Raw genomic sequence first — 7,189 nt, 5'->3', positions numbered from 1 at the left:
GCCCGAGCCCGGCGTGGCCTTGAAGCCGCCCGTGCCCCAGCCGCAATTGACGAAGAGACCGGGCACCGGCGTCTTGCCGATGATTGGCGAGCGATCGGGCGTGACATCGACGATGCCGCCCCAATTGCGCAGCATGCGCAGGCGGCGGACGGCGGGGAACAGCTCGCAAATGGCTTCAAGCGTGTGGGTGGCGATGTGCAGGCCGCCCGTTTGTGAATAGGACGTATAGGCATCGGTGCCAGCGCCAATCACCAGTTCGCCTTTGTCGGACTGGGACATGTAGGCGTGGATGGTGTTGCTCATGACCACGCAGGGCATGATCGGTTTGATCGGCTCGGAGACCAGCGCCTGCAGCGGATAGCTCTCGAGCGGCATGGAGACGTCGGCCATCTGCATCAGGACGCTCGAATGGCCGGCCGCGACGACGCCGACGCGCTTGGTCGACACCGGACCGCGGGTGGTTTCGAGCCCGGTGACCGCGCCATCGGGGCCGCGGCGGATGCCCTTGACCTCGCAATTCTGGATGATGTCGACGCCCATGGCGGACGCGGCGCGGGCATAGCCCCAGGCCACCGCATCGTGCCGGGCCGTGCCGCCGCGGCGCTGCAGAGCGGCGCCGATGATCGGGTAGCGCACATTGGGATCGATATTGAGGATGGGGCAGAAGTCCTGCGCCTGCTCGGCGGTCAGCCATTCATTGTCGATGCCGGCCAGCCGGTTGGCATGGACGTGGCGCTTGAACACCTGCACGTCGTGGATGTTGTGCGCCAGCATCAGCACGCCGCGCGGCGAATACATGACGTTGTAGTTGAGCTCGAGACTGAGATTTTGCCACAGCTTCATGGCGTGCTCGTAGAGCGCCTCAGACTCTTCCCAGAGATAGTTGGAGCGGATGATGGTGGTGTTGCGACCGGTATTGCCGCCACCGAGCCAGCCCTTTTCCAGCACGGCAATGTTGGTCATGCCGTGTTCCTTGGCCATGTAGTAGGCCGTGGCCAGCCCATGCCCGCCGGCCCCGACGATGATGGCATCGTAGCTCTGCTTGAGCTCGGGCTGACGCCATTGCTCGGGCCAGCCGGTGTTGCCGGACAGCGCCTCTTTGAGCAGATTGGGGAAGGAAAAGCGCATCAGGGTCACCAGTCGATCAGTTTGTGGGTGCGGAGATAGCTCAGGATCGCCTGGGCCTTGTCGGCGGGAGAGCCGGTATTGATGACGGCGCCGCCCTTGGCCTCGGTCACGATGGCCGAGAGCATGCGGGCATGGCCGGCTTTTGACTCTTTGGCCTTGAATTTGACGGGGCGTTTGGTGGCAGGCTCGACGCGCCAGGCGGTGTCGAGCACGGGTGCCCCCACCGCGTCGTGCCGCACGATCTGCCCCGCCATGCGGCGGGCAAAGGCGTAGCGTGGCGTGACCGGGGCCTTGGAATGGATGGCGATCACGACGGGCAGGCGCACGCGGACGTGGCGGCGTTGACCCTTGGGCAGGGCTTGGGTGATCTCGGCATGGCCGTCGGCAGTTTTGACATCAAGCGCTTGGGCTACGATCGGCCAGCCGAGGCGCTCGGCGACGAGGTAGGGGACGAGGCCGGAACCCTCGCCGCCCTCGGAACGGGTGCCGGTAAGGATGAGATCGTAACCAGTCGCATGGTCGGCGAGGAGGCTGGCGATGTCCTGGTCCTGGGTGGCGGGGAGCACGTCGAGGGTGGCAGCACCATGGGCGAGGTAGTCGCTGAGGGCCGGGTCGTCGGGATTGCCGGCATGGAGGATGGATACGTCGCCGAGCTGGCGACCAAGTTCGAGCGCCAGCAAGTCGTCACGGTTGGGACGGGCAGCGCCGTTGATGGGGTTGCGGCCGAGGGCGGCGAGGACCAGGACGCGCACCTGTCTAACATTGGGGCCAACCGACCCCCACCCTTGATCCCTCCCCACAAGGGGGAGGGTGTCGACTGAGGAATTGGTGGCCACAAGAGCCGGAGGGCCGCGATCTGTACCTCCCCCTTGACGGGGGAGGCCAGGAGGGGGTGCGAGAGCCCCAATATTCGGGCCAGCCGCCCCCCACCCTTGATCCCTCCCCGCAAGGGGGAGGGTGTCGACTGGGAGGTCGGTGCCTTCAGTCTCGTCCCCCGCATAGTTTCGCCCGCGCGTCGCTTCGAGCAGTTCCCCCATCACGAGCTGTGCATCATCGACCACCGTAAGATCCGCCCGGCCGGCTATCGGCGCGCTGGCATCGGTGTTGATGGCGATGACGTGGCGGACGGCCTTGATGCCCTGCAGATGCTGCACGGCGCCGGAAATGCCGATGGCCATGTAAACATTGGCGCTGACCGTCTTGCCGGTAGCGCCCACCTGCTTGTCGCGGGTGAACTTGCCATCATCGACGGCAACGCGACTGGCGCCGACGGCGGCGTCGAAGGTTTTTGCCAGCGCCAGAACCCTGGACACATCGGAGACGCCATTGCCGGCTGCAACGATGAAGTCGGCTTCTTCGAGGCCAAGTTGGGCGGCGTCGATGGGCGGCGTGCCGAGATCGGCGTAGGCGCTGTCGGCGAAGGCTGGCGTTTCCAGCGTGGTGAGGTCACCAGCGCCACGGAAGGGCAGTGTCGTGTCGGTGGTTTCCGCGTCGAGCAACATGAGGCGCGGCAGATCGCGGCGGGCCATCTGCGCGCCGCCCTGCCGGTAGGTGGCGACGGCGTCGGGGCGGAGCTCGACTACATGGGTGGCCATTGGAGTGCCGAGACGCGCGGCGAGGCGGCGGCCGAGATCGCCGTCGCCGATGGCGTTGTCCGGCAGCAAGATGTGGCGCGGATCGAGACGGGCGATAAGGTCGCTGGCGACAGCATGTTCGCGGTCGGGATCGAACAGGACCTTGTCGCAGTCGGCGGCGACGAACACTTGGTCGGCACCGAGCGGCGACAGGTCTTCGGTCAATTCGCCGAGGACGAGGACGGCGATGGCGGTGGTCGCGTCGGCCAGCAGGGCCGCGGCGGCGATGGCCTGGTGGGCATGGGCATCTAGGGCGCCGCGATCGCTGTGGGCGATGACGAGGAAGTGGCCCGTGGCGGCACCGGCGAGTCGCAGCGGCCTGGGAGCCGTTTCACGATGGGCGGCGACATGGACAGCGCCGCCCTGCCCTGCCTCGCCGAGCACGATGCGTTTCAGTCCCTCCGGCGTGACAAGGAAGGGTCGGCGCGGATTGATGCGTTTGATGGTGTCGCTCATGCCGGCACCGGGAGGCTTTGGGCGACGAGTTCGGCGATGTCGAGAACTTCGGGGCGGTCGCCGACAACGCCTTCGAGCATGGCTGTACATTGCGGGCAGGCGACTGCGACGATGCTGGCACCGGTCGCCTTGGCATCGTTCATGCGGATATCGGGGATGCGCTGCTTGCCGGGAATATCAGTCAGTGGCGCGCCACCGCCACCGCCGCAGCAGCGGCCGCGCAGGCCCGAGCGTTCCATTTCCTGGACTTCGATGCCGATGCCCTTGAGCAAAGCGCGCGGCGCGTCGATCTCGCCATTGTAGCGGCCGAGATAGCAGGGGTCGTGATAGGTCACGGCGCGCTGGTCGGGGGTGGGGCCGAGCTGGAGCTGGCCGGATTTGGCAAGCTGGGCCAGGAACGTCGAGTGGTGCAGCACGGTGAAGTGGCCGCCGATCGCCGGATAGTCGTTCTTGAGGCTGTTGAGCACATGCGGATCGGGCGTCACGATGCGCTGGAAGTCGAAGCGGGCGAAATTGGCGATATTGCGCCGGGCGAGAGACTGGAAGGTGGCTTCATCGCCGAGCCGCCTGGCGGTGTCGCCGGTGTCGAATTCGCTGTCGCCCAGCACGGCGAAGTCGATCTTGGCGGCGCGGAGGGATTTGACCAGGGCGCGCAGGGTGCGCTGGTAGCGCATGTCGAAGGCGCCTTCGCCAGCGACCAACAGCACGTCCACCAGTTTGCCGGGCTGGGCGTGGGCGACGTCTAGATCGATGGCCCAATGCTGGCGGGTGGCGACATCATGGCCGCCGGTGGTGGCGGTTTCGCGCAGATTGGCGAGGGTTTCGGGAGCCGTGCCGGGAAGCTCGCCAGTGGTGAGAGTGATATTGCGGCGCAGATCGACGATGGCGTCGACATGCTCGATCAGCATCGGGCATTCCTCGACGCAGGCGCGGCAGGTGGTGCAGGACCAGAGCGTTTCGGGCTCGATGAGGAACGGGACAATGGCCTTGTCGGGGGCGCCGGAATGCTCGCCAAGGGGCAGACCCGGATAGGGACTGCCGGCGAAGTTCGCGTCGCTGCCCGAGGCGAGGCCGACCACCATGTCCTGGATCAGCTTCTTGGGATTGAGCGGCTGGCCGGCGGCGAAGGCCGGGCATGCGGCTTCGCACTTGCCGCATTGCACGCAGGCATCGAAGGAGAGCAGCTGGTTCCAGCGGAAGTCCTCGGGCTTGGCGACGCCGAATTCGGCGGCGTCGAGATCGAGAGGTCGCAGGCCGACCGAGCGCTCGGTGAAGCGCTCCTTGCGGGGATGAAAACCGAGATGGAGGAGGCCGGCAACGGCATGTTTCATCGGGCCACCGGTGCCGATGCCGAGGGCGAGTTCAGCGGAGCCAGCCAGCAGCAGGAGCAGCAGCGGCAGGGCGAAAGCGGCGGTCATGGCCGAGGCCGGGACGATGGCGGCAAGCGTCAGGCCGATGAGCGCGACGGCGAAGGCGCCGAGGGTGTAGGGCAGACGGGACCACGGGCCCTTCGACAGGCGCGTCGGCGGATTGCGCCGGCGGGCCCACACGAAGTAGCTGCCACCCAGCATCACGGCGGCGGCCGAGAGCGTCAGCCAATCGAGCCAGGGTTGATAGAGTGCGAGGCCATAGTTGAGCGCCACCAGCGCCAGCGCGGCGATAGCGCCGCCGGCGACGGCCATATGGGTGTTGGCGATGTAGCCGTCCTTCGCCACGACGTGGTGGATGTCCACCAGATAGCGCTTGGGGATGGCGAGGAGCCCGGCCCAATCCACCGGCGCCGGGCGGCCATTGCGCCAGAGGCCGATGCGGCGGATGAGGCCGACAGCCAGGGTCGCGACCGCCAGCCAGAACACGAAGGTGATGGCGATCTGAACCCAGAGCATGGCTCAGAAATCCTTGCAGAGGCGCAGCGCGTCGTAGATGGCGCCGTGGATATTGTGCTGGGAGATGCAATCGCCGACGCGATAGAGCAGGAAGCGGTCGCCCGAGAGGTCTTCGGAGAGGGACGGCTGCGGCTCGGACGCAAAGAGGGTCGCATTGTCGGTCTGGCCGAAATTGACCGACTTTTCCTTGAGGTCCCAGTAGAGGGCATCATTGGGCAGGATGCCGTTTTCGACCACGACCTGGTCGACGGCACGCTCCTCGAGCGCCTCGGTATATTCGTTGCGGATGACGGCGATGAGCTTGTCGTCCTCGCGATAGACGCGATCGAGCCAGTAGTTTGGCGTCATCACCACGTCCATGGCGTAGAGCCGGCGATAGAAGATCGGGAAGGTGGTGCCGCCAACATCGTCGGCCACTTTCACGTCCGGGGTGACGATTTCGACCGTGCTGCCGCGGGTGGCGAGGAAATCGGCGGTGCCGGAACCGGTATGGGCGCTCATCACGTCGTAGACGAGCACGTTCTGCCCGGGGGCAACCTTGCCGGAGAGGATATCCCAGGAACTGACCGCAAGCCCGTCCTCGATGCCCCAGCCGGGGACCTGCCAGATATTGGAACTGCCGCCTGTCGCCAGCACGACGATGTCGGGATTTTCGTCGAGGATCATGTCCGGCGTGGCTTCGGTGCCCATGCGGCGATCGACGCCGAGGCGTTTGGTTTCCATGTCGAACCAGCGGACGATGCCGGCCATCTGCTCGCGCTGCGGGGCCTTGGCGGCGAGGTTGATCTGGCCGCCGACGGCATCGCCCTTTTCGAACAGCACCACGTCGTGGCCGCGGCTGCGCGCCACGCGGGCGGCTTCGAGACCGCCGGGGCCGCCACCGACCACCACGACCTTGCGCTTGGGACCGGTCGATCTGGTGATGATATGCGGCATGGTGGCTTCGCGCGAAGTGGCGGCGTTCTGCACGCAGAGCACGTCGAGGCCGTTATATTGGCGGTCGATGCAATAGTTGGCGCCGACGCATTGCTTGATCTCATCCTCGCGGCCGTCGCGGATCTTTTCGACCATATGCGGATCGGCGATCTGGGCGCGGGTCATGCCGACGAGGTCGATCATGCCGGCGGCCAAGAGGCGCTCAGCCTGCCCGGCGTCGCGGATCGACTGCGCATGCATCACGGGGATATCGAGCACCGATTTGATGCCGGCGGCCAGATGCACGAAGGGCTCGGGCGGCAGCGCCATGGGCGGCATGCAATTGGCCAAAGTATTGTGCGTATCGGCGCCCGAACCGACGACGCTGATATAGTCGATCAATCCGGTCTCGCCCATGGCTTGGGCAATTTCCTTTAGCGTCTCGTGGTCGAGCCCATCCTCGTGGAATTCATCGCCGCACATGCGCAGGCCGACGACGAAATCCGGACCGACGGCTTCGCGCACTTCGTTCAGCACTTCGCGGCCGAAGCGCATGCGGTTTTCCAGGCTCCCGCCCCATTCGTCGGTGCGGAAATTGGAGCGCGGACTCCAGAATTGGTCGATCAGGTGCTGGTGCGCGGCCGAGACCTCAATGCCATCCATGCCCGCGGCCTTGACCCGCTTAGCGGCCACGCCGAAGTCCTTGATGATGCGCCGAATTTCCTGGATCTCGATGATCTTGGCATTGCCGCGATGCACCGGCTCGCGAATGCCCGACGGCGTCATCAGATGCGGCCAGTTTTCGCCGTGAAAGGCGTTGCGGCGGCCCATATGGGTCGCCTGGATCATGATCTTGGCGCCATGCTTGTGCATGGTCTCGGCCAGCCGGGCCAGCGGATCGATGACCTTGTCGGTGGAGAGGTTCACCGATTTCCACCAGCCCTGCGGGCTGTCGATGGAGACGGGGCTGGAGCCACCGCAGATGGCGAGGCCGAGGCCGCCCTTAGCCTTTTCCTCGTAGTAGCGGATGTAGCGATCGCCCGGCAGGCCGCCCGCTTCTGCATAGACTTCCGCATGCGCCGTCGAGACGACGCGGTTGCGCAGCGTCAGCTTGTTGAGCGTGAACGGCGACATCAGCGTTGGGTAAGAGGCCATGGCGGAAGTCCTGGA

At 65.9% G+C, this 7,189-nt stretch carries 4 protein-coding genes; all 4 read right to left on the bottom strand.

Annotated elements, in window-relative coordinates; all coding sequences use genetic code 11:
- Positions 1-1,128, bottom strand: a 1,128-nt coding sequence (locus tag V6M52_RS18255; RefSeq protein ID WP_442881888.1) for a sarcosine oxidase subunit beta family protein, incomplete at its 3' end; no start/stop codon positions are given.
- A 5-nt stretch (positions 1,129-1,133) separates the two neighbouring features.
- Complete coding sequence (locus V6M52_RS18250; RefSeq protein ID WP_332702331.1) at positions 1,134-3,218, bottom strand: FAD-binding protein; 2,085 nt, start codon at positions 3,216-3,218, stop codon at positions 1,134-1,136.
- Positions 3,215-5,104 carry a (Fe-S)-binding protein gene (locus tag V6M52_RS18245; RefSeq protein ID WP_332702329.1) on the bottom strand — a complete coding sequence of 630 codons (1,890 nt, stop codon included), beginning with the start codon at positions 5,102-5,104 and terminating at the stop codon, positions 3,215-3,217. The genes V6M52_RS18250 and V6M52_RS18245 overlap by 4 nt, the downstream gene beginning before the upstream one ends.
- Positions 5,105-5,107: 3 nt before the next feature.
- Entirely contained in the window at positions 5,108-7,174 is a 2,067-nt protein-coding gene (locus V6M52_RS18240) for an NADH:flavin oxidoreductase (RefSeq protein WP_332702327.1), read from the bottom strand.
- Between the last annotated feature and the right edge of the window lie 15 nt (positions 7,175-7,189).

The organism is Devosia sp. (genome assembly GCF_036676215.1).
In the GTDB taxonomy this organism is placed as follows: domain Bacteria; phylum Pseudomonadota; class Alphaproteobacteria; order Rhizobiales; family Devosiaceae; genus Devosia.
The sequence above is the reverse complement of the archived record's forward strand: the minus strand, read 5'-3'. Positions and strand labels throughout refer to the sequence as shown.

Excerpts from the sequence above, each read along its gene's own strand:
- V6M52_RS18250 (WP_332702331.1), bottom strand. The coding sequence starts at position 3,218 with ATGAGCGACACCATCAAACGCATCAATCCGCGCCGACCCTTCCTTGTC.
- V6M52_RS18245 (WP_332702329.1), bottom strand. The coding sequence starts at position 5,104 with ATGCTCTGGGTTCAGATCGCCATCACCTTCGTGTTCTGGCTGGCGGTC.
- V6M52_RS18240 (WP_332702327.1), bottom strand. The coding sequence starts at position 7,174 with ATGGCCTCTTACCCAACGCTGATGTCGCCGTTCACGCTCAACAAGCTG.